This window comes from Lyngbya aestuarii BL J (assembly GCF_000478195.2).
GTDB lineage: Bacteria > Cyanobacteriota > Cyanobacteriia > Cyanobacteriales > Microcoleaceae > Capilliphycus > Capilliphycus aestuarii.
Genome location: NZ_AUZM01000016.1, coordinates 19,641 through 39,375, shown reverse-complemented (window position 1 = coordinate 39,375; position 19,735 = coordinate 19,641). Strand labels below are relative to the sequence as shown.

Here is a 19,735-nt window from a genome sequence, read left to right as displayed (position 1 = left end):
TGATTTTGAGCAAAATGGCTCATCCTATGGATACTCTATATACCTCCGAACAAACTGCCACCCATAATGATAAATTATTAACTCGATTGGTGCGGTCAATCGCTTTATCTCAAGGACAATTTTCTCTTGTTTTAGTGCGCTGTAACTATTCCAGTCTCCAACTCAAACTAATCCAACAATTACAACAAAAATCCCCGATTCCGATTCAAGAATTAACCTTGCCAGAATCAGTTGAAACTCTTTACACAACTTTATATTCAGCGATTCAAAATGAACCTCCGACTGCCTTAATGGTTTTAGGGTTAGAAACAGTTGCTTCTCTTGATCATTTACTCAATTCTACCAATCAAGTTCGAGATGAATTTCGGAAAAACTTTACTTTTCCATTGATTTTGTGGATTACCGATGAAGTCGCAACTAAATTAATTCGATTAGCCCCAGATTTCAAAAGTTGGGCAGCAGCAACCCTGAAATTTGAACTCGCAACCTGTGAACTGATTGAATATCTCCAACAGCAAGCAAATATTCTTTTCTCCTGCGCTGAACTGAAAATAAAAGAAGGGGAACTTGCCACTCAATATTCGATTTCTTTTTACCAATTTCCCCAGCAGGACTATGATTTTTCTATCGGTTCTCGACGTCGGCGCGAACTAGAATCAACTTGGCGAGACTTACAACATCGGGGTTATGAGTTGGAACCAACTTTAGAAGCCTGTCGGGAGTTTATTTGGGGCCAAGACCGAGATGCAAGTGACCAAAGTGATATTGCTCGAATTCATTACCAAAAAAGCTTTATAGCATTGCTTCACTATGATAGGAGTTGCCCAGAGGAAAAAAATCAGATTTGTGATCCTCAATTGATTAAATGGGAAGTCATCGTCGAAGATTCTATAGATATCAATTCTATTCCAGAAAATCAGCAAATTCATCCTGATTTTAGTGATTTAGATGAGCAACAATCTCTGATTAAATATCAGGGAATTGTGTTGTTTTATATTGCTTTAACTTACCGTTTACAAGCCGCGCGAAATCCGGGTTTAAGTCAAACATTATTGGAGAAAGCACAAGTTAGTTTAGAACAATGTCAGCAAGTATTTGAACAAGCTGGACGACCTGATTTAGTAGCAGGTGTGATGTCTTATATGGGGGAACTATTACAACGTCTGCAAAAGTGGGATGAGTTGCAAACCTTCGCCCAACGAGTATTAAAAATGCACCTCACCTATGGTACACCTCGTCAGCTTGCGAAAGATTATGGGTTTATGGCAGAAGTTAGTTTACAACATTCTCAATGGTTAAAAGCGGATCAACTGACTCGACTGGCGTTAACTATTTTACCGACATCTGAACCTGTTTCGAGTCGTAGTGTATATCTTTTGCTGTTAGCTCGAAGTACCAAACATCTAGGACGATGGGATGAGGCGGTTGAGGGCTTAGAACAGGCTCAAGCGGGAACAGAACCCGAATATGATCCTCATTTATATATTAATATATTAGCAGAGTTACGTTCAATTTACTACGAACAATGTCAATATTTAAAAGCATTTAGAATCAAGAAAAAACAACGAGAGATTGAGCATCAATATGGGTTTAGAGCATTTATTGGCGCTCATCAACTTCAGCCGACTAAACAGGTTGTTAATCCTTCGAGTTTAAAGGTTGAAACTCAGATGATGATGGCTGAAGAAATTGTCGCATCTTGTCGGCAAAAAGATATTCATAACCTTTTGCAAAGATTGGGCAGAGACGATCATAAACTGGTTATTATTCATGGACGTTCAGGAGTAGGAAAAAGCTCATTAGTGAATGCCGGATTAGTTCCCGCGTTAACGAATATTAACTTGAGCGCTCGTCATGTTTTACCTGTGGTGATTCGTAGCTATACCCATTGGTCAAAAGAAATTGAACAATCTTTGACAAAAGCAATCTTAGCCCAAGAAAGTATTTATCATAGAAAACCACAAGATGATGTTAAAAAACAATGGGACAAGGTGATCACTCAAGCCGCTTATAAATCCTGGAAAAAAACAAAAAATTATCCCTCTAATTTTTTACTCAATCCAAATTCATTTGTCTTAAAAACCCTTCATAAAAATGGAGAAATAAATTTACTAACTGTACTGGTATTCGATCAGTTTGAAGAATTTTTCTTTGTGAATTCTAGATCAGAAATTTGTGCTTTTTCTCAATTTTTGAGGATTTGTTTAGATCTACCTTTTGTAAAAGTTGTATTTTCATTGAGAGAAGATTATCTTCATTATCTTTTAGAATGTGAGAACTTGGTGAAGTTAGATGCAATTAATAATAACATTCTAGATAAAAAAATTCGTTATCACTTAAAAGACTTTTCTAAAAGTGAAGCAAAAGCTGTAATTGAACGTTTAACTCAGCGAGCAAAATTTGAATTAGAACCAGCTTTAATTGATGCTTTAGTTCAAGATTTAGCAGATGAACAAGGTGAAGTTCGTCCCATTGAATTACAAGTGGTAGGAGCGCAGCTTCAAGAAGAAGGAGAACAGGGAATTACCACCCTTACCCAATATAAACAACTGGGAAAAAATCCCAAAGCAGAACTAATCAAACATTCTATTGAGCAAGTGATCGAAGATTGTGGAAAAGAAAATGAAGATGCAGCTTGGGATGTTTTATTTGCTTTAACCGATGAAAAATTTACTCGTCCGATCAAAACTCGCCGAGAGTTAATTACAGCTATTCATTCCCACAATAAATTAGATCTCTCCAAAGATTTAGAACAACCTGTATCATTTATTGATGTCATTTTAGAATCGGGTTTATTATTACGTCAACGAGAAAAAACCTGTATTCGTGAAGCTTCTCTACCCGAAAATCGCTATCAACTTTTACATGATTATTTAGTCTTACCCATTCGTCAACGCTACGCCATCAAAGAACAACAACGTCGGACTGAAATTCATCGACGACTCAGACAAGCCCAAGTGGCGAAAAAAGAAGCAGAAGCTGCATTGCAAAAAATGAGTCAACAGCAGTTGATTCATCGCAACCGAGTTTTAAAACAATTATTAGGATTAGCCATTATTACCGCAGTCGGACTTGCTTTCACTGTAAAAATTGCTTATAAACAAAAACAACTTGCTAATATTGCGACTTTAACATCCGCTTCCGATGCCTTATTCTTTTCTCATCAAAAGTTTGATGCTATTATGGAAAGTTTAAGAGCAGCCAAACGCTTGCGACAACTCAAACAATTAAGCCTGATTAACTTTGACTTACAAAACACCGAAATTTCAATTGCAGCAACCCTACAACAAGCGGTTTATGGAATTCACGAATTCAACCGTTTAGAAGGACACAACGAAGTGGTTTGGGATGTTAGCTTTAGTCCAGATGGGAATATTATTGCTTCGGGTAGTGTAGATAAAGTAATTAAACTCTGGACTCCGAAAGGGAAACTTCTCAATACTTTGAAAGGTCATCAAAAAAGTATTACCAGTGTAAGCTTTAGTCCAAATGCTCAGATGATTGCCTCATCTTCCCAGGATCAAACTGTAAAATTGTGGACGTTGGGTCAAGATACTCAAATGGCTGCCATTCCCATTACACTCAGAGGTCATGGCGATATTGTTTCTAGTGTGTCTTTCTCACCGGATGGTCAAATTATTGCTTCGGCTTCCGAAGACAAAACGGTAAAATTGTGGGATTTAGAAGGACAGCTACTCAGAACAATAACTGCTCATAATTCTCCTTTAAATTGGGTGAGTTTTAGCCCCAAAGGTGATGTGATTGCCACCGCAGGAAATGATGGCACTGCCCGATTATTAACCCCGAGAGGAAGACGCCTTAAAACACTGCGTCATAGTAGTTCTGATGAGTCGAAAGTTTATACTGTGACCTTTTCACCCGATGGTGAATTAATCGCGACTGTCGGTTCAGATCGAACGATTAAATTATGGAATCGTCAAGGCCGTTTACTGAAAATTTTACGGGGACATGAACAGCTCATTTATGGTGTTGAGTTTTCTCCAGACAGTCAAATGCTCGCAACAGCAAGTGGAGATAAAACCGTTAAACTTTGGAGTCGAGATGGAGAACTTTTGATAACTTTTGAAGGACATGGAGATCAGGTGACGAATGTGAGTTTTTCACCGGATGGTAAAATTTTGGCTTCTTCGAGTTATGACAAAAAAGTAAAATTGTGGCGGATTGAAGATATTCCACTGAAACTATTAGAAGGACACCAGGATCGCGTTTTAGGTGTTAGTTTTAGTCCCGATGGTCAAATCTTGGCTTCTGCCTCTCAAGATCAAACCGTCAAACTGTGGAGTCGTTCCGGAACTTTACTACAAACCTTAAAAGGATATCAAGATCGGGTTTCAGCGATTAGTTTTAGTCCCGATGGTCAACTGTTAGCAACGGCGAGTTATGACAAAAAAGTAAAACTGTGGCGGATGACTCCTCATCCCAAAAAAGTTCAACAACAAGATCATTTTCTCTGGACTCATACACCATTGCGAGAACAGCTTTATTTTCGATCCTTTTATTTTCCACTGAGAGGAAGTCTAGACTTTGATCAATCTCCTATTCAGTCTGAGGCTTCAGTTTTTCATCGCTTCTCAACCGTGAAGACTTGGACGGCGCATAGTGATAGTTTGATGAGTGTGAGTTTCAGTCCAAATAGTCAGTTTATTGTGACGGGAAGCAAGGATAAAACGGTTAAACTGTGGACTTCAGAAGGTCGTTTACTCCAAACGTTTGTGGGTCATCAGGGATGGGTTAATAGTGTGAGTTTTAGTCCTGATGGTCGAATGATTGCTTCGGCGAGTGATGACGGTACGGTGAAGTTGTGGAATTTACAGGGAAGATTGTTGAAAACGATTATCGCCCATAACGCCTATGTGTTGGGGGTGAGTTTTAGTCCCGATGGTCATACGATTGCTTCAGCCGGTTATGACAATACAGTGAAGCTTTGGAGTCGTGACGGGATTTTGTTGGAAACATTATTAAAAGGTTCGAGTGATAGTGTTACAAGTGTAGTTTTTAGTCCCAATGGTCAGCTGATTGCTTCAGCGAGTTATGACGGGTATGTGAAGCTGTGGAGTCGCCACAATGGGACTTTACTCAAAACGTTACTGGGTCATCAAGATGGTGTGATGAGTATTAGTTTTAGTCCCGATAGTCGGGTGTTAGCCTCGGCGAGTCGAGATCAGACGGTGATTTTATGGAATTTGGATCTTGATGATCTGATGGAACGGGCTTGTCAATGGGTGGGTGATTATCTTAAGTACAATCCCTATATCAGCAATGAAGATCGGAGTTTGTGTCAGTTAACTGAAAAGAGAGAAGAATTTCCGGGTAGCGGGAATTGATGAATTGCCCCTACTGTCCAAAATTCTATGCTAAAGTTAACAATTGTAAAGAAATATAAGATTTCGATTATCTGCGGGTTAACAAAATCCTTTATCCTTGACAATTTAAACCTTGATAGAAAATCCCATGAAACAGATATGGCTTCGTCGGCTCCTGGTCTCTATCGTTGCGTGTTGTCTAAGCTTATCGACTTGGATGATCGCCCCGGCTGCTCAGGCTTATGATAATCCTGAGTTACTTCCCAAAATTCAAACTCCGATCATTGACTTAGCAGAAATTCTCACCGATACTCAAGAACAATTGATCGCCTCAGAAATTCAACAATTTGAGTCGGAGACGGGCTGGAAACTCAGAGTTCTGACTCAATTTGATCGCACTCCAGGTCGTGCAGTTAAGGGCTATTGGGGACTCGATGATAAAAGTGTTTTGCTGGTTGCTGACCAACGAGGCGGAAATATCCTCAATTTTAACGTCGGTCGTGACCTCTATGCTTTGCTTTCTCGGACGTTTTGGGTGGAACTGCAAACCCGTTATGGAAACCAATACTTTGTACGAGATAATGGCGAGGATCAATCCATCATTCAATCTTTAGATGCGGTTAAATCTTGCTTAGTTCAAGGGGGTTGTCGAGTTGTACCGGGACTTCCCCGTGAACAGTGGATTTTAACTCTGATTACTTCTGCTTTGGGGGGAGTGATTTGTGGTATTGCGGCGATTCCTCGTAAACCCGGACAAATTGTGGCTTGGCAGTGGGCTTTGATTTTTTCTCCGTTATGGGGAATCTTATTTATTGCCTTTGGGATCGGCCCGGTTGTCTCTCGGACTTCGGATTGGGTGCCATTAGTTCGTAATATCGCCGCATTTCTGATTGGTGTTTTGGCAGCTTATTTGACTCCTGCGTTCAATCAGCCTTCGACTTCTGAAAGCTAATTTTAAATTCAACAATCTAACTGATTTGACTACAGGATTGGGAATTGACGAAACTCTCGATCCTGTTTGATTTTAGGCAAGTCTAAATTCAATCCCTCGAAAGTGAGCGACTCTACATTTTGCCTGATAAACTTATCTAATATATAGAATCGTTGCTGCACTCAATTCCCATCCCGAACTCCTGTAAACAGACCATACCTGGCTCAGATTTTTTCGGTTCGGGGGTAATGCACCGATTCACAGACGGATAATAGCGGAAGATCATGATGGAATGGCACATTACCGATGCCCAAAGTCTAGGGATTATTGATCACGAAATTGGTGATCACGTTTTTTCTCCAGCCGAGTATGAGATTGTCCGTCGGGTCATTTACGCGACTGCTGATTTTGAGTACAAGTCCCTCGTTCGCTTTTCTGATCAAGCTTTACAAGCCGGAGCCGCCGCCTTAGCCGCCCGGACAACGATTGTTGTGGATGTACCGATGGTGCAGGTGGGGATTAGTCCCCAGATTTTAGCGACTTTTGCTAATCCTGTTTATTGTTCGATGGAAGCGGTGACTCGACCCCAACGGGAAAAAACCCGCACCGCTTGGGGAATTCAAACTTTAGCTCGACGTTATCCCGAAGCTATTTTTGTGATTGGTCAAGAACAAACGGCGCTTTCGGCTTTGGTTGATTTGATTGAGGCTGAAGAAATTAAACCCGCTTTAGTGATTGCAACGCCTTCGGGTTTTGTGGGGGCGGATGTGGCGAAATCTCGTTTACATGACTCAATGGTGCCTCATATTCGGATTGATGGCCGCAAAGGCAGTGCGGTGGTCTCTGTTGCAATTGTGAATGGTTTGGTCGATTTGGCTTGGCAAGCCTACGGTCGTGAGGTGAATGTGAATTAGTTTTTTTTAAAATTTAAGGGCGCTGGGGTTTGCGCCCCCTCTGCAACAAGTGGGTGATTAAGACTTTTTTATCCAATGCTTGAGTAAGTTATCCTTCACCATATTCTGACGCATCAGTTCCATCAGGTAGGCTTGAGCTTGTTCTTGGGTTAAGCGTTTCACTTCTTTTTGCAGAACTTCTAACTTGAATTGCTGCTCTAAACTGAGAGTTCCAGGTGTTTCCATTGTGTTTCCTCCGATGACTTAACAGGAAGTTGACCACCCCAGATACCTCTAATTTATACGAGCATCTTCTCCGGCTATCAGTCGTTTTTTCACATGAAACGCAGATGAAGGATACCTAGATTTTATCGATCTACAGAAGTTTGCGATCGCCTACGAGTATCGCGTTGAGAACGAACCCAGCGACTTACATCAACAAAGGCATCTCGACGCAAATACGGATAGTTACTCACCCACAAGTTTTGACTGGGAATATAGAGGTCAGAAACTTGGCTAATTCGGCTTAAATCTTCGAGGTAAGACATGACAATCAGTTGAGCAACTTGACCCCGATGAAGTTTTTTGTGAGAGCGGTTTAGAGGGGCTTGAATGCTTGTTGTAAATCCTTTTGAGTCTCCCACTTCTACATTTATTCGCCGCTCTAAGTTTTCGATAATAATTAAATCTCCTTTTTTGTTGACAGATTCCTGTTCGCTGGTTACTTCTTCGGTAATATAATAGTCGAGAACTTTTCCCTGCCAAAATCCACAGTAGGGATATTTACGACATTGTAGATTGCGTAAACTGGCTTCAACCACTGGCCCCCAAAACCAGTAAAGAATGGTGATTAATCCTAAGATTAATAACACCGATTTGATGCTATCAGATTCGACGGCAATCTCAATAATAATCCAAACCGAGGCACAAACGGCCGAAATCAACACTCGCTTTAAAAAATCCGAGAGTTTTCCCCAAGCATAACGATATTGATCGCTGGTGGCGACAGCAGGAATTAATTCCTCAAAGGTTTTGCGAGTTAAGGGAATCAACATATAGCTTCAGTGGTATTGCGTCAGGTGTTAGGTCATAGTGTGATCGGAGGCTCAGACAAAATTAATCAGTCAAATTACGATGATTTTCTATCCCTAACCCTGAACCTCTATAATATCTTTTCTAACCCATAAACGAGGGTTTTGAGTTCTAGAACTTTACGAATCGCTAGCTTTACGCCTGGCATATAGCAAGCGCGATCAGTGGTATCATGGCGGAGGGTATAAATTTCACCGGACGATCCGAAAATCACTTCTTGATGGGCGATTAATCCCGGTAAACGAATACTATGAATGCGAATATTTTCCGCTGCTGTCGCGCCTCTTGCTCCGGTTAATTTCTCGCTTTCTTCAACGCTCGGAGGGTTGTAGGCTTTCCCTAACTCTCCTAACATCTGTGCGGTATGAATCGCGGTTCCACTGGGAGCATCCGCTTTTTGGTTGTGGTGAAGTTCGATAATTTCTACATGATCAAAGTATTGAGATGCGGTAACTGCGGCTTGTTGAAGCAATACCATCCCAATACAAAAGTTAGGAATAATCAAACAGCCAATACTTGCTTTATCTGCAAACTCTGCTAAGTCTTGAATTTGCTCAGGACTTAAACCTGTCGTCCCCACAACCGGACGGATACCATAGGCGATCGCTGCTCTAACGTTATCATAAACAAAATCAGGATGGGTAAAATCGACCATCACACCGGGTTGTTTTTCCTGCGCTGCCATCACCAGTGTCGCTTCACGATCATTGGTAATTGGGATTTCTAGAGGCTCTATTCCGGCTAAAGATCCTGCATCTTGGTTTAATGTTTGCGGGTTGCGATCAATCGCACCCATTAGAGTCAGATCTGAGGCAGTCGCAACGGCTTTCACCACCTCTCGTCCCATTTTACCACCTGCACCATTAACAATTACTGGAATCGGAAATTGATTTGTCATCGGCTTTGATTGATCCTGCACTTTAATGACGAGATTTTTAAAACTCAAAACTCAGACTATCATAAGTCAGTAAGAGCCAAAATATATATTGTCAGCTTAATTGTTTCTTCAGGGGGAAGTTACAATAGTTGGATGACGATTTCATAGTCTAGATGACGTGATTTGGTTTGAATTCGGATTTTGAATTCTACACTTACTCCATGTGGTCTCCTAAACTTCGTTCAATTTTACCGCGAATCTCTTTCCTCAAAAGTGATCAAACTGGTGTTTATACCGGATTAAAGACTCTCCTCTGTCCGGGGTTAATTGCCAGTTTAGCGATCGCTGTGGTTGTTGCCATTTTACAACAATCGGGCAGTTTACAGCCTTTAGAATTGAGAATTTTTGATCTGTTGGTGCGACTCCAACCCGAAAAAAAACGTGATCCTCGACTGTTAGTGGTAACGATTACAGAAGCCGACTTAAAAAACCAAGGCTGGCCATTCTCGGATCAGGCTCTGGCTGAAATCTTAGCTCGACTCCAACAGTATAAACCTGTAGTGATTGGAATTGACGTTTATCGAGATTTACCCCAACCCCCAGGAATGGATAAACTCGCCGCTCAACTCCAAGCTGAGAATATTATTGCTATTACAAACTTAGGGGTTTCACCCATTCCACCGCCACCCAATATTCCTCCTGAACGGATTGGATTTAATGATGTTCCCGTTGATCCAGATGGTGTGATTCGACGTCAGCTTTTGTTTGCCAGTACGGAGGAGGAAACCTTATTTTCTTTTTCATTACAACTCGCCCTATTTTATCTTCAAGCCAGAGGAATTCAACCTGAAAATTATTCTTCTAACCCGAATTATATGCAGTTGGGTGATCAGGTTTTTGTTCCCTTGAAAACTTGGAGTGGTGGATATGCCCAAATTGACGATCAAGGGTATCAACTTTTACTCAATTATCGCAGTCCTCAAATCGCGAAAACGATTTCAATTGGAGAGATTTTAGCCGGAAATCTCAATCCAAGTTTAGTTCAGGATAAAATTGTCTTAATTGGCGCAACAGCACCGAGTTTAAAAGATTCTTTTTTTACTCCTTATAGTGCTGCGGCATTAAATGAAGCCATGATGCCTGGAGTATTTGTTCATGCTCAGATGACGAGTCATCTAATTAGTGTCGCGTTAAATGATTTTGGTATCAATCAATCTTTAAAATTTTGGCAATCTCCCCAATTATTTTGGTTTTTACCCAGATGGCTAGAAGCAATTTGGATTCTCGGTTGGGCTTTGATTGCTGGAAGAATAACTTGGCGAATTCGACATCCGATTAAACAAGCAATTACCTTGAGTAGTGGACTGCTGATTTTATTCGGAATTGGCTATGGATTATTTGTGTTTAAAGGATGGTTTCCTCTGATTTCACCTGCACTCGCTTTTGTGCTAACCAGTATTAGTATTATTGCTTATAAACAAGTTTATTATCTTTCTCATGATCCCTTAACAGGCTTACCCAATCGAGGTAGCTTTTTGAATTATATCGAGAAAGAAATCAATCTCAAAACAAGACAGAAAATATTCTGTGGAATCTTATTTTTAAATATTGATCGTTTTAAAGTGATTAATGATAGTTTAGGTCATCAGGCAGGCGATCAACTTTTAATTGATTTAGTGCAACGGTTGAGAACTTGTGTACGAAACCGTGACATTATTGCTCGCTTGAGTGCTGACGAATTTGCCATTTTGATTGAACATCTTAGACAGCCTCAAAATGCAATTTGGGTTGCGGAACGGATTCAGCAAGCGTTAGTTACACCTTTTTATTTACAAGGACAAGAAGTGTTTAGAACGATTAGTATTGGTATTGCTTTAAATGACGCTACAAATACCAGTGCTGAAGCTTTACTCCGAAATGCTAATACTGCAATGTATCAAGCGAGAAGTCAAGGAACAGGTTCTTATCAAATCTTTGAACACAAAATGAGTGTGGATGGAAAACAACATCTTCAGTTAGAAACTGATTTACGACGGGCTTTAGAACGTCAAGAATTTGTCCTACATTATCAACCTCTAGTTTCATTGAAAACGGGGAAATTGATTGGTTTAGAAGCCTTAATTCGTTGGCAACATCCTCAAAAAGATTTACTATTTCCCGATGAGTTTATGTCAATTGCGAAGGAAACTGGTTTAATTATTCCGATGGGTCAATGGGTGATTAGGGAAGCTTGTCATCAATTAAAAAGGCTGCAAGATCAGTTCGGAAACAATCTAGAGTTGATTATGGGGGTAAATTTATCAAGCCGACAATTTTCGCAACCTGATTTAGTTGAACAAATTCAAGAGATTATTTTAGAATCGGGTATTGATCCTCAGAATTTACGACTAGAAATTAGTGAAAGTGTTGTGATGAAAGAGGTTGATGAAACGATTGCTTTATTACAACAACTAAAAGCCCTGAATGTGCGGCTAAGTATTGATGATTTTGGCACGGGCTTTTCTTCACTGAGTTCTCTAAATCGTTTTCCGGTTGATACGCTCAAAATTGACCGCAGTTTTATTTCTCAAATGGAAGCGGATGGAGAAGGAGAAAATTTAGTGGTTGTACAGACGATTATTACCCTGGCTCATGTGTTAAAATTGGCAGTGATTGCAGAAGGAGTCGAAACCTTAAAGCAAGTCGAACAATTGCGATCCCTGGGTTGTGAATTTGCTCAAGGATTCTATTTTCTCAGACCTGTTCCGGCTGATCTTGCTATAGCGTTTATTGAGTCTGATCCGCGTTGGTAGACCGATAAGTTTTTACTCAAATAATGTTGTTCACTCTACTTGATTTTTAGTTTTCTGTCGGCATCTGACTTTCTAATTTCCAGCTTAATAAAGCAAATATCGTTAAGGGAACAGTTGCCAAAATTAAAAGCATTAAAAACAGACCGCTTCTCACCCAGTTGCGAAGGATAAGCAAAGAAGGAGTGTTGAGAGAAGAAAAAGTAGATTCAGAGTACAGCATAAGATTGATTGAAATAACTTCTACTTTTATTGTCCTATGAATCGCCAAAAAATAAAACCCTCAAAATACTGATTTTTTTGATTGATCCGTCTGGATAGACCGTTGAAAACCCCTTGAAATTACTGATAATCAAGGTTTTAAATAATACCAGTATTCAAAAGTCCGTTGATTTATCCAACTTATATTGATGACTTAATTATGACTTCAAACTTCCACTTAATTGAGCAACTGTAGTAACAAAATTCAAATTGAAAAGATAGAAATAATTTCGCTTTAAGGGTTGACAATGCGGAATTTTTCATTTACAGTAGAGGAAATGGTAGTCTGAGGAAAGCTATGGCTCAATATATGAAGCGATGGGAATCTCCACGCCGCCAGGGGAGAAACAATAAAGGAAAAGGCGGTTCCGCACGAGCAAGACAACTGAAAAAACGGCAACAAGTTCTGCGAAACAAACTGAAGCCCAACCCGGGCAATCAAAACAACTCAAACCAACCAGAACAGCCAGGGAAGGGAAAATCAGAAAACCCCTTCCCTTTGTTTTTGGAACTAAAGCTGAATATTCGGACAAATGGTTTGCGCGGCTTGGTTAGGTGAAGGTTGCTCTTGCCAATGAGCGAGTAACTCCTTTAACTCCCCTCTGAGCGTTTCCAAGGCGGCAATTTGCTGATTAATCGCTTCAACCTTAGACAGCAAACACTGCTTGACTTCGCCACAAGGCAATTGACCGAGATCACGAATTTCTAAAATTTCTCGAATTTCACTCAAACTCAAACCCAAAGATTTAGCCCGTTTAACAAAACTCAACCGCGTTAAAACTAAGGAGTTAAACAAGCGATACCCGGACTCTGACCGTTCAACCGTGGGACTGAGCAAACCAATATCTTCATAGTAGCGAATTGTTTTCACCGATAAACCACTCAGAGAGGCGACTTCCCCAATTTTGAGTGACTTATCGTGCGTTACAGAAACCATGAGAACAAATTTGAATTGATCAATAAGGAGGACGCTTGTGTTTGGGGTTCAACATCGGTAAGGGAGGTCGAGAAGAACTAGAAGGAAGATAATATTCGGGCGCCGCTTCTGGTGACTCCACTTTAGAACCTGGACTTTGCCACCATCGAACTGCAACTGCAACACCGACTGTTCCCAATCCAAAACTTAACAGCGACCAACTCGCACCGACACCGCCAATAATAGCATCAACCACTCCGACGGTAATGATAAAGCTGACAATTGGCTCTCTACGATAAGCGGACTTAAACATCAACATCTGTCGCCATAATGCGTTCATCTCTGCTGACTCTACTCTTTATTATCGTTATTTTCTTTGACTTTTAGTGGGTATCCGTATTGAAACTGACTCACTTGCTCAATTCAATTAACCTGAACAGATTAGAACTTCTTGGGAGAGCAATTTCCTCTAACCTCAGACAAGGAGAGGAAGTTGCCCATAGGTTAACTCAAGCCTAGCCAGGATAGCAACCCCTGTCCGGTAAAATATTCAATCGCCAGGGTAATGACAAATCCCATCATCGCCGCACGGCCATTCAAACGTTCCGCATAGTGATTAAATCCAAATTTCGGTTCTTCTAAGTTCGGTGTAGTTGTCGGTTGTGTTTGTGTCATAAATATTTCACTGTCCTATATGAGTCCTCACTTCAATTTTAGTCTTTCTAGCAGAAAACGTTCTTAATTTACTTGTGCTAAGAGACATCGACATAGTATACATTGAAGCGGGCGATCGCCAAATCCCCAGTTAGACCCAGATTGATTATCCCATTGGAGGTTTTGATTAATGATAGCCGACCAACCGACGCTTCTCGCCCTTGATTTTGATGGGGTTGTCTGTGATGGTATGATTGAATATTTTCAGACTGCATGGCGAACCTATTGTCGAATTTGGTCGTCTTCTGACTCTGTTCCTCCTGATGATCTCGCTCAAAAATTTTATCGAACTCGTCCAGTGATTGAAACCGGTTGGGAAATGCCTGTACTGGTGCGAGAATTGGTAAAAGGAACCCCAGAAGCGGATATCTTACACGATTGGCAAAGTATCGCCAAACAAACGATTACCTCCGAAAATCTTGACCCCAAAATGTTATCGACTCAACTCGATGGAATTCGAGATCAATGGATTTCTGCTGATTTACCGAGTTGGTTGGCTTTACATCGGTTTTATCCAGGGGTAATTGAACGGGTTAAAGCTTTTTTAGAGAATTCTTTAGATCTTTATATTATCACAACCAAAGAAGAACGGTTTGTGCGATCGCTTCTAGAAAAAGAAGGAGTTAATCTGAACCGAGGAAGGATTTTTGGGAAAGGTGAAAAACGTCCTAAATATGAAATCTTGCGAGAGTTATTAGCGGGGGTTCAACCGACTCCTCAAATTTGGTTTGTTGAAGATCGACTCAAAACGTTACTAAAAGTTCAACAACACCCCGACTTAGGAGATGTACATTTGTTTTTAGCAGACTGGGGTTACAATACCCAAACCGAACGAGATTCTGTTTCAGAATATCCGCGTATTCAGCTTTTATCTCAGTCTCAGTTTACTCAAGAGTTTTCGGCTTGGAGATCCTAAAAATCAAAATGGATGTTGAAAAGTTAATTTTATTCTAAACTTAAAGAAAGTACCTGTTTTCTTCTCGGGTAAAACACCATGCTTGATCTCACTAAACTCTCCCAACAAATGCAGGGAATGAGTCAACATATGAGTCGGGAAGTCGAAGCCGCCCACAAACGGTTAGAAATTGCTCAACGCTTTTTAGAAGCGGCTAAACCCCATCAAAGTCAGTTAGTTGAACATCAAGAAAATTTGGGAAATCGCATCCTGTTTAACCCCGCTAAACCGGTTGAACCGATAGATGCTTGTTGCTATATTCCTGTTCCTCCAAAAGTTCATACAGTATTCGCCACAGATGGTTCTCAAATTTCACCCAGCGCCCACGAAATTGCCTATTGTTATTTGTTAAATGTGGGTCGGATTATTTTATATTACGGTCAAAGTCGCCATCCGGTTTTAGATAGTATCCCCGAAATTTATTATCAACCGGAAGATTTATATATTTCTCGTCAGTGGGGAATTAGAACTGAAGAATGGATGGGATATCGACGCACGGTTTCTGAAGCGGTTATTCTAGCAGAAATTGGCGAGTATTTATCGATGATTCCCGGAAATCTACTATCTATTCCAACTTTAGCAATGGTGGATGGGAGTTTAACCTATTGGTTTCTCGAACAACTCCCTTCTGAAGCCCGTAATTTAATCTTAGAACCGATCTTACAAGCTTGGGATACTTTGCGGTTGGCGGGTATTCCATTATTGGGATATGTTAGCGCTTCTCGTAGTAGTGAAACGGTGTCTTTTTTGCGGTTAGAAGCTTGTCCCCACGAAGAACCTAACTGCGTTAAATATTGTCCGACGGTGGGAATTATTGACAGCCAAGGCTTTTCTAAAAAAGCACCCTGTCAAAGTTTTGAACCGTTGCGAGATACTGTCATTTGGGCGTCTAAATTACAACCAGGTCAACGTAGTCCGTTATGGCGAAGTCAAGCTAGAATATTAGATCTGTATGATTGTCATCAAGTTTATTTTTGTTATGTAAATGTGGGGACAGAAATTGCTAGAATAGAAGTTCCGGCTTGGGTTGCGGAAAATTCCGAACAGTTAGAATTGGCTTTGGGAATGATGATCGCCCAAGTAAAAAAAGGCTACGGTTATCCGGTAGCGTTAGCAGAAGCACACAACCAAGCTGTTGTTAGGGGAGGCGATCGCACCCGTTTTTTTGCTATGTTAGAACAAGAAATGATTAAAGCGGGAATGAAAAATATCGGTACTTCTTATAAAGAAGCTCGAAAGCGAGGAAGTATTGCGTAGAAAATGGCTTATCTGGAGTTTAACCAATCTTGGATTTCTTGAGCAAGCCAAAAACATTCTTCTTCTTTTATGTTTTCAATAATTGTATAACTTTTAGTTTCTGAACGAATCTTGACTCCTCGGCTAGACTTATTTTGATACACAAATACGCCCAATATGTCGGAAGTTTTACCCACTTTTAACCCATAAACTAATCCAAATAATTTGCGTTTAATTTCAAGTTGGTTAGGGTTGATATTAACGTAGGTTTTCTGATTGACTAAAACAATGATGCCCGCCAAAAGCATCAGCATCGTGGTTAAAAATACTAAACCAAATACTGGTGAATCATTCCACATCCTGGGAATCAGGGGAAATAAGACAACCGGAAAACTTAGACCTATCACAAATATAGAAGAGTAATAAATCCACTTGTTAATATTTGGATTATATTGATTGATGAAAGATTTAAGTCCTGGCGGAAAATAAATATTTAACTGTTCGGCTGTTTTTTCCAATTGAATTCGAGTATTTTTAGGCGGAGATAATTTATTGATTTTTGCAGATTGAGATGGAAGAAAATGCTGATTGTTTTGATCGATTAGACATTCCAATGCAATCTTTGCAGTTTGAAAGCGTTTTTCAACTGAAATTTCTGTCATTGTTTCCAACCAACTGATGAAATGAGGACTAATACTAACGCGATCGCGAAATTGAATCCGAGACTCTTTTTGAGGTAAATCTGCGGGAGGAATTCCGGTTAAAACATGAATTAATGTCGCTCCTAACGCATACAAATCAGACGCCGGAACCGCTCGTCCCCAAAACTGTTCTAAGGGTGCATAACCGCTAGTTCCAACTACAGTAAACGTCACTCCCGTCACATGAGCTTGAGCTTGTACCGCTCCAAAATCAATTAAATAAATCTGTTTATCGTCTCCGTAAATCAAGTTACTGGGTTTAATATCTCGATGCAAAACCGGAGGACTAAGCTGATGTAAATAAATCAGAATTTCTAAAACATTTTTGGCAATATTTTTGACATCAGACTCATTAAATCGTTTTCCGTTTTCAATCAGTTCTTGTAGCGAAGATCCGGGAATATAATCTTGAACTAACCCAAACCAAGGTAAACCCGATCCCGTTTCTCTATCGATGGAAAAATAGTCTCGATATCGGGGAATATAACGATGTTCGAGGGATTGTAAAACTTCTGCTTCTCGTTCAAATAATTTTAATTCCTCCCATTCCATCTGCGGACTAAACGCCAGTAACTTAACCGTAACTTGTTCCTGGGTATGTAAGTCTGTTGATAACCAGGTTTGATGTCCCGCAGCAGTTCGTCCCAATTGTTTTTGGAGTTGGTAGCGTTCCTGTAAAATGTTCCCTGAGGTTAACATAGCGGAAATGTGGTGAGGAGGTTGTACTGTTTCTAAGTTAGCATAGGTTTTTTCTCTAGCAAAATTTAGTTATTTATTTCTATTTATTTTCTTCTCGTGATGCTAGGATAACATAATCATCAAGTGTATAGCAGGTAGTATATTTTATATCTAAGTAATCTTTCATTAATTTACTCATATAGACTTGAGGGGATAAATTAGCTCGGGCAAATTTGGAAAACTCACTCCCTTTCATTGTACCTCTTTGAGGAGTAGAATTCAAGTATTTGTACCAAACTAAATTTAGATCCATTTCCCGAAGCATTTTTTCAACTAACTCTTGTTCTTGAACGGGATCTTCACAGCATTTTAAGTTGTTAATTTTCCAGAGTTTTTTATCTTGAATGATGAGTAAAACGTAACCTCCGGGTTTTAAGCTCGATTTGAATATTTGTTTGTATTTGAGATAAGCATAATTGCGAGTTTCAACCTCATAAAACCAGCAATGAGAAATCACAATAAAATCAAAAAAGTCTTTGGGTATTTTTTGAAAATCTGCTTTTTCGTCGAATAAGTCCACCGTATCAAAGCGAAAATAGGCATTGGTTGGATTTGCCTTTTGTTCGCTATATTTCCGCCAAAATTGCAAACCTCTGTATTGAAATTTATCTTGTTTTTCTAGGGAATAGTAAGCGACCTGAACCGGAGGTAACTGAATTGAAAAAAGATGACTACTTTGTAAGAATAAATCTAAACCGTAAGCCATTGTCCCAGGGCCAGCAGCAATATCAAGAATATTGAGATTTGTCGGTAAAAATCCAGATTGATAGATTAAAAACCAAGCCAGATAAGCACAATATACATTTTCTAAAAAATAACGAATCAAGTAAACATGAGGACTGAGAGTATAACTGTAATTTGGATCTTTTCCCCCTTTCAAACTATTGAGATCTTGTGTCGCATCTGCTAGCATTGATTCAAAATCCCTTCTGGTTCGACGGAATTGTTCAAACTCCCCTTCAATAAAATCGGCTAGACTCCGTTCAATATCCTCAAATATTTCTTGATGAATTCCCGTACATTGCAGTAATCCTGTATCACGTTCAATCAGTTTAAATTTATCCCAGATAAAATCGATAAACTGTTTTTCGGGTAACAAACAAAATTGGTTATTCGTTGAAACTTCTGTAAGAGAGTTCAATTGTTCTAACTCCCGAACAGTTGTTTCCAATTCTTCTTTTAATTGCTTGATAGTTTTATTCTTTTGATTGAGATTATAGGTTAGCTTCAACTTTTCTCTATACAGCTTTTCCGGTAAAGAAAGTTGACTTTCGGAAAGTTTAGCGTCTCGAATAATTTTTCGCGCTAAATCTTCGTTGCCTTGTTTTAAAGCCGCACAAAACTTTCGGGATCTCCACCAATTTTTAAACAAATTAATCATATTAATCATAGCCAAATCCTGCTTTTCCTTCAAAAACTTCTACGTCACACAGCAAAGCTTTTAAATTTTCAAGAAAGTTGTTATATTTTTCGGATTCGTTGTCATACCACCATTTATATTTTTCCTTAAGATTGACAGCTTCTTTGCGGGTAGTTGCTGCTAAAACTGATTTTTGACTCGCCGAATGAAACGCTTGAATCACTATGCGATCAATAACTTCTAATTTACAAATAAACGGGGTTTCATCCTCTGGAAAAATAGGGAGTAAAGGTGTTATAGTTATGGAAAATCTAATTTGATGATCTTGATTATCTGGAATATTATGTCGTAGTTTTCCAATCGCATTCAGTCGGGCTTGAATACTGGGTGATTGAGGTTCAAAATCTTTACGAACGGACTCGCTTCCTGTGGGAATACTCATGTTCACTCGCAAGCGTTTAAACTGTTTGAGTAAATCAATATCTCTAACAATAATTGGACTACGAGTTTGAATCACTAAAATCGGTTGATATGGAATCATCACCGATAATAAACCCCTAGTCAACTGAATTTGAGATTCTAAAGGTTGATAGGGATCGGTTACACTACTCATGTAGATAGTTGGAGGTTTATTCGGATTACGCTTGTACCATTTTTTTAGCTCTTTTTCTATCAATTCAACCGCATTTTGTTTGACAATTACCCAATTTCCCCAATCTTGACGCATTTGACTATTTGGACTAAATGCAGCCGCATAACAGTAACTACATCCATATTGACAACCTCGATAAGGATTGAGAGTAAAGTCATAAGAACCAATATATCCTGTTGCCTTATTGAGTATAGTTTTAGAATCTAAGTTATAAACATTTGTATTTCCAAACTTTTCTAAAACTCTCGGAGTAGATTGTCTAACAGAATATTCTTGAGATTTCACTGTGTTGATCA

Annotated in this window: 16 protein-coding genes; 6 read left to right on the top strand and 10 right to left on the bottom strand. The window is 39.6% G+C overall.

Annotation, left to right across the window (positions count from 1 at the left end; all coding sequences use genetic code 11):
• The first annotated feature begins 14 nt into the window (after positions 1-14).
• The 3 genes from M595_RS09060 (at position 15) to M595_RS09050 (ending at position 7,169) form a co-directional block, all read left to right on the top strand.
• The gene (locus M595_RS09060; RefSeq protein WP_152983550.1) at positions 15-5,345 is read left to right on the top strand and encodes an nSTAND1 domain-containing NTPase; all 5,331 of its coding nucleotides are present in this window, start codon (positions 15-17) and stop codon (positions 5,343-5,345) included.
• A gap of 127 nt (positions 5,346-5,472) precedes the next feature.
• On the top strand, positions 5,473-6,276 hold the full coding sequence (locus tag M595_RS09055) for a TPM domain-containing protein (RefSeq protein ID WP_040483829.1): 804 nt from the start codon (positions 5,473-5,475) through the stop codon (positions 6,274-6,276).
• 266 nt (positions 6,277-6,542) lie between these two features.
• On the top strand, positions 6,543-7,169 hold the full coding sequence (locus tag M595_RS09050) for a precorrin-8X methylmutase (protein ID WP_023065893.1): 627 nt from the start codon (positions 6,543-6,545) through the stop codon (positions 7,167-7,169).
• Between the two features lie 57 nt (positions 7,170-7,226).
• Here M595_RS09050 and M595_RS09045 read toward each other — a convergent pair whose 3' ends face one another.
• The 3 genes from M595_RS09045 to dapB all read right to left on the bottom strand — a co-directional run bounded on the left by M595_RS09045 (position 7,227) and on the right by dapB (position 9,138).
• Positions 7,227-7,394 carry an NblA/ycf18 family protein gene (locus tag M595_RS09045; protein ID WP_023065847.1) on the bottom strand — a complete coding sequence of 56 codons (168 nt, stop codon included), beginning with the start codon at positions 7,392-7,394 and terminating at the stop codon, positions 7,227-7,229.
• Between the two features lie 122 nt (positions 7,395-7,516).
• Positions 7,517-8,203, bottom strand: coding sequence for a DUF8619 family protein (locus M595_RS09040; protein ID WP_023065885.1), 687 nt, complete (start codon positions 8,201-8,203; stop codon positions 7,517-7,519).
• Between the two features lie 107 nt (positions 8,204-8,310).
• The gene (gene dapB / locus M595_RS09035; protein ID WP_023065891.1) at positions 8,311-9,138 is read right to left on the bottom strand and encodes a 4-hydroxy-tetrahydrodipicolinate reductase; all 828 of its coding nucleotides are present in this window, start codon (positions 9,136-9,138) and stop codon (positions 8,311-8,313) included.
• A 200-nt stretch (positions 9,139-9,338) separates the two neighbouring features.
• Here dapB and M595_RS09030 point away from each other — a divergent pair, with 200 nt between their 5' ends.
• Positions 9,339-11,909, top strand: coding sequence for an EAL domain-containing protein (locus tag M595_RS09030; RefSeq protein ID WP_023065922.1), 2,571 nt, complete (start codon positions 9,339-9,341; stop codon positions 11,907-11,909).
• A gap of 46 nt (positions 11,910-11,955) precedes the next feature.
• Here M595_RS09030 and M595_RS31075 read toward each other — a convergent pair whose 3' ends face one another.
• From M595_RS31075 to M595_RS31785, 4 genes are all read right to left on the bottom strand, one after another.
• Entirely contained in the window at positions 11,956-12,129 is a 174-nt protein-coding gene (locus M595_RS31075) for a hypothetical protein (protein WP_023065842.1), read from the bottom strand.
• Positions 12,130-12,678: 549 nt separating this feature from the next.
• Complete coding sequence (locus M595_RS09025; protein ID WP_023065845.1) at positions 12,679-13,104, bottom strand: heavy metal-responsive transcriptional regulator; 426 nt, start codon at positions 13,102-13,104, stop codon at positions 12,679-12,681.
• A gap of 19 nt (positions 13,105-13,123) precedes the next feature.
• Positions 13,124-13,423 (bottom strand): hypothetical protein, encoded by a 300-nt coding sequence (locus M595_RS09020; protein ID WP_040483828.1) that lies wholly within the window; start codon positions 13,421-13,423, stop codon positions 13,124-13,126.
• 164 nt (positions 13,424-13,587) lie between these two features.
• Entirely contained in the window at positions 13,588-13,758 is a 171-nt protein-coding gene (locus M595_RS31785; RefSeq protein WP_009785784.1) for a CAB/ELIP/HLIP family chlorophyll-binding protein, read from the bottom strand.
• 169 nt (positions 13,759-13,927) lie between these two features.
• Here M595_RS31785 and M595_RS09015 point away from each other — a divergent pair, with 169 nt between their 5' ends.
• Both M595_RS09015 and M595_RS09010 read left to right on the top strand, forming a co-directional pair.
• Complete coding sequence (locus M595_RS09015; RefSeq protein ID WP_023065886.1) at positions 13,928-14,713, top strand: HAD family hydrolase; 786 nt, start codon at positions 13,928-13,930, stop codon at positions 14,711-14,713.
• Between the two features lie 78 nt (positions 14,714-14,791).
• Positions 14,792-16,009: a DNA double-strand break repair nuclease NurA gene (locus tag M595_RS09010; RefSeq protein ID WP_023065915.1), complete on the top strand. Its 1,218-nt coding sequence runs from the start codon at positions 14,792-14,794 to the stop codon at positions 16,007-16,009.
• Positions 16,010-16,017: 8 nt separating this feature from the next.
• Here the strand turns inward: M595_RS09010 and M595_RS09005 are convergent, their stop codons facing one another.
• The 3 genes from M595_RS09005 to M595_RS08995 form a co-directional block, all read right to left on the bottom strand.
• On the bottom strand, positions 16,018-17,388 hold the full coding sequence (locus M595_RS09005) for a serine/threonine protein kinase (protein WP_023065848.1): 1,371 nt from the start codon (positions 17,386-17,388) through the stop codon (positions 16,018-16,020).
• A 79-nt stretch (positions 17,389-17,467) separates the two neighbouring features.
• A complete protein-coding gene (locus tag M595_RS09000; RefSeq protein WP_023065841.1) occupies positions 17,468-18,817 on the bottom strand; it encodes a hypothetical protein in 1,350 nt (449 codons plus the stop codon).
• Positions 18,810-19,724 carry an SPL family radical SAM protein gene (locus tag M595_RS08995; protein ID WP_023065850.1) on the bottom strand — a complete coding sequence of 305 codons (915 nt, stop codon included), beginning with the start codon at positions 19,722-19,724 and terminating at the stop codon, positions 18,810-18,812. Before M595_RS08995 ends, M595_RS09000 begins: the two co-directional genes overlap by 8 nt.
• Between the last annotated feature and the right edge of the window lie 11 nt (positions 19,725-19,735).

What these genes read in the sequence shown, in the direction of transcription:
- M595_RS09060 (WP_152983550.1), top strand. Translation starts at nt 15, where the DNA reads ATGGCTCATCCTATGGATACTCTATATACCTCCGAACAAACTGCCACC.
- M595_RS09055 (WP_040483829.1), top strand. Translation starts at nt 5,473, where the DNA reads ATGAAACAGATATGGCTTCGTCGGCTCCTGGTCTCTATCGTTGCGTGT.
- M595_RS09050 (WP_023065893.1), top strand. Translation starts at nt 6,543, where the DNA reads ATGGAATGGCACATTACCGATGCCCAAAGTCTAGGGATTATTGATCAC.
- M595_RS09045 (WP_023065847.1), bottom strand. Translation starts at nt 7,394, where the DNA reads ATGGAAACACCTGGAACTCTCAGTTTAGAGCAGCAATTCAAGTTAGAA.
- M595_RS09040 (WP_023065885.1), bottom strand. Translation starts at nt 8,203, where the DNA reads ATGTTGATTCCCTTAACTCGCAAAACCTTTGAGGAATTAATTCCTGCT.
- dapB (WP_023065891.1), bottom strand. Translation starts at nt 9,138, where the DNA reads ATGACAAATCAATTTCCGATTCCAGTAATTGTTAATGGTGCAGGTGGT.
- M595_RS09030 (WP_023065922.1), top strand. Translation starts at nt 9,339, where the DNA reads ATGTGGTCTCCTAAACTTCGTTCAATTTTACCGCGAATCTCTTTCCTC.
- M595_RS31075 (WP_023065842.1), bottom strand. Translation starts at nt 12,129, where the DNA reads ATGCTGTACTCTGAATCTACTTTTTCTTCTCTCAACACTCCTTCTTTG.
- M595_RS09025 (WP_023065845.1), bottom strand. Translation starts at nt 13,104, where the DNA reads ATGGTTTCTGTAACGCACGATAAGTCACTCAAAATTGGGGAAGTCGCC.
- M595_RS09020 (WP_040483828.1), bottom strand. Translation starts at nt 13,423, where the DNA reads ATGAACGCATTATGGCGACAGATGTTGATGTTTAAGTCCGCTTATCGT.
- M595_RS31785 (WP_009785784.1), bottom strand. Translation starts at nt 13,758, where the DNA reads ATGACACAAACACAACCGACAACTACACCGAACTTAGAAGAACCGAAA.
- M595_RS09015 (WP_023065886.1), top strand. Translation starts at nt 13,928, where the DNA reads ATGATAGCCGACCAACCGACGCTTCTCGCCCTTGATTTTGATGGGGTT.
- M595_RS09010 (WP_023065915.1), top strand. Translation starts at nt 14,792, where the DNA reads ATGCTTGATCTCACTAAACTCTCCCAACAAATGCAGGGAATGAGTCAA.
- M595_RS09005 (WP_023065848.1), bottom strand. Translation starts at nt 17,388, where the DNA reads ATGTTAACCTCAGGGAACATTTTACAGGAACGCTACCAACTCCAAAAA.
- M595_RS09000 (WP_023065841.1), bottom strand. Translation starts at nt 18,817, where the DNA reads ATGATTAATATGATTAATTTGTTTAAAAATTGGTGGAGATCCCGAAAG.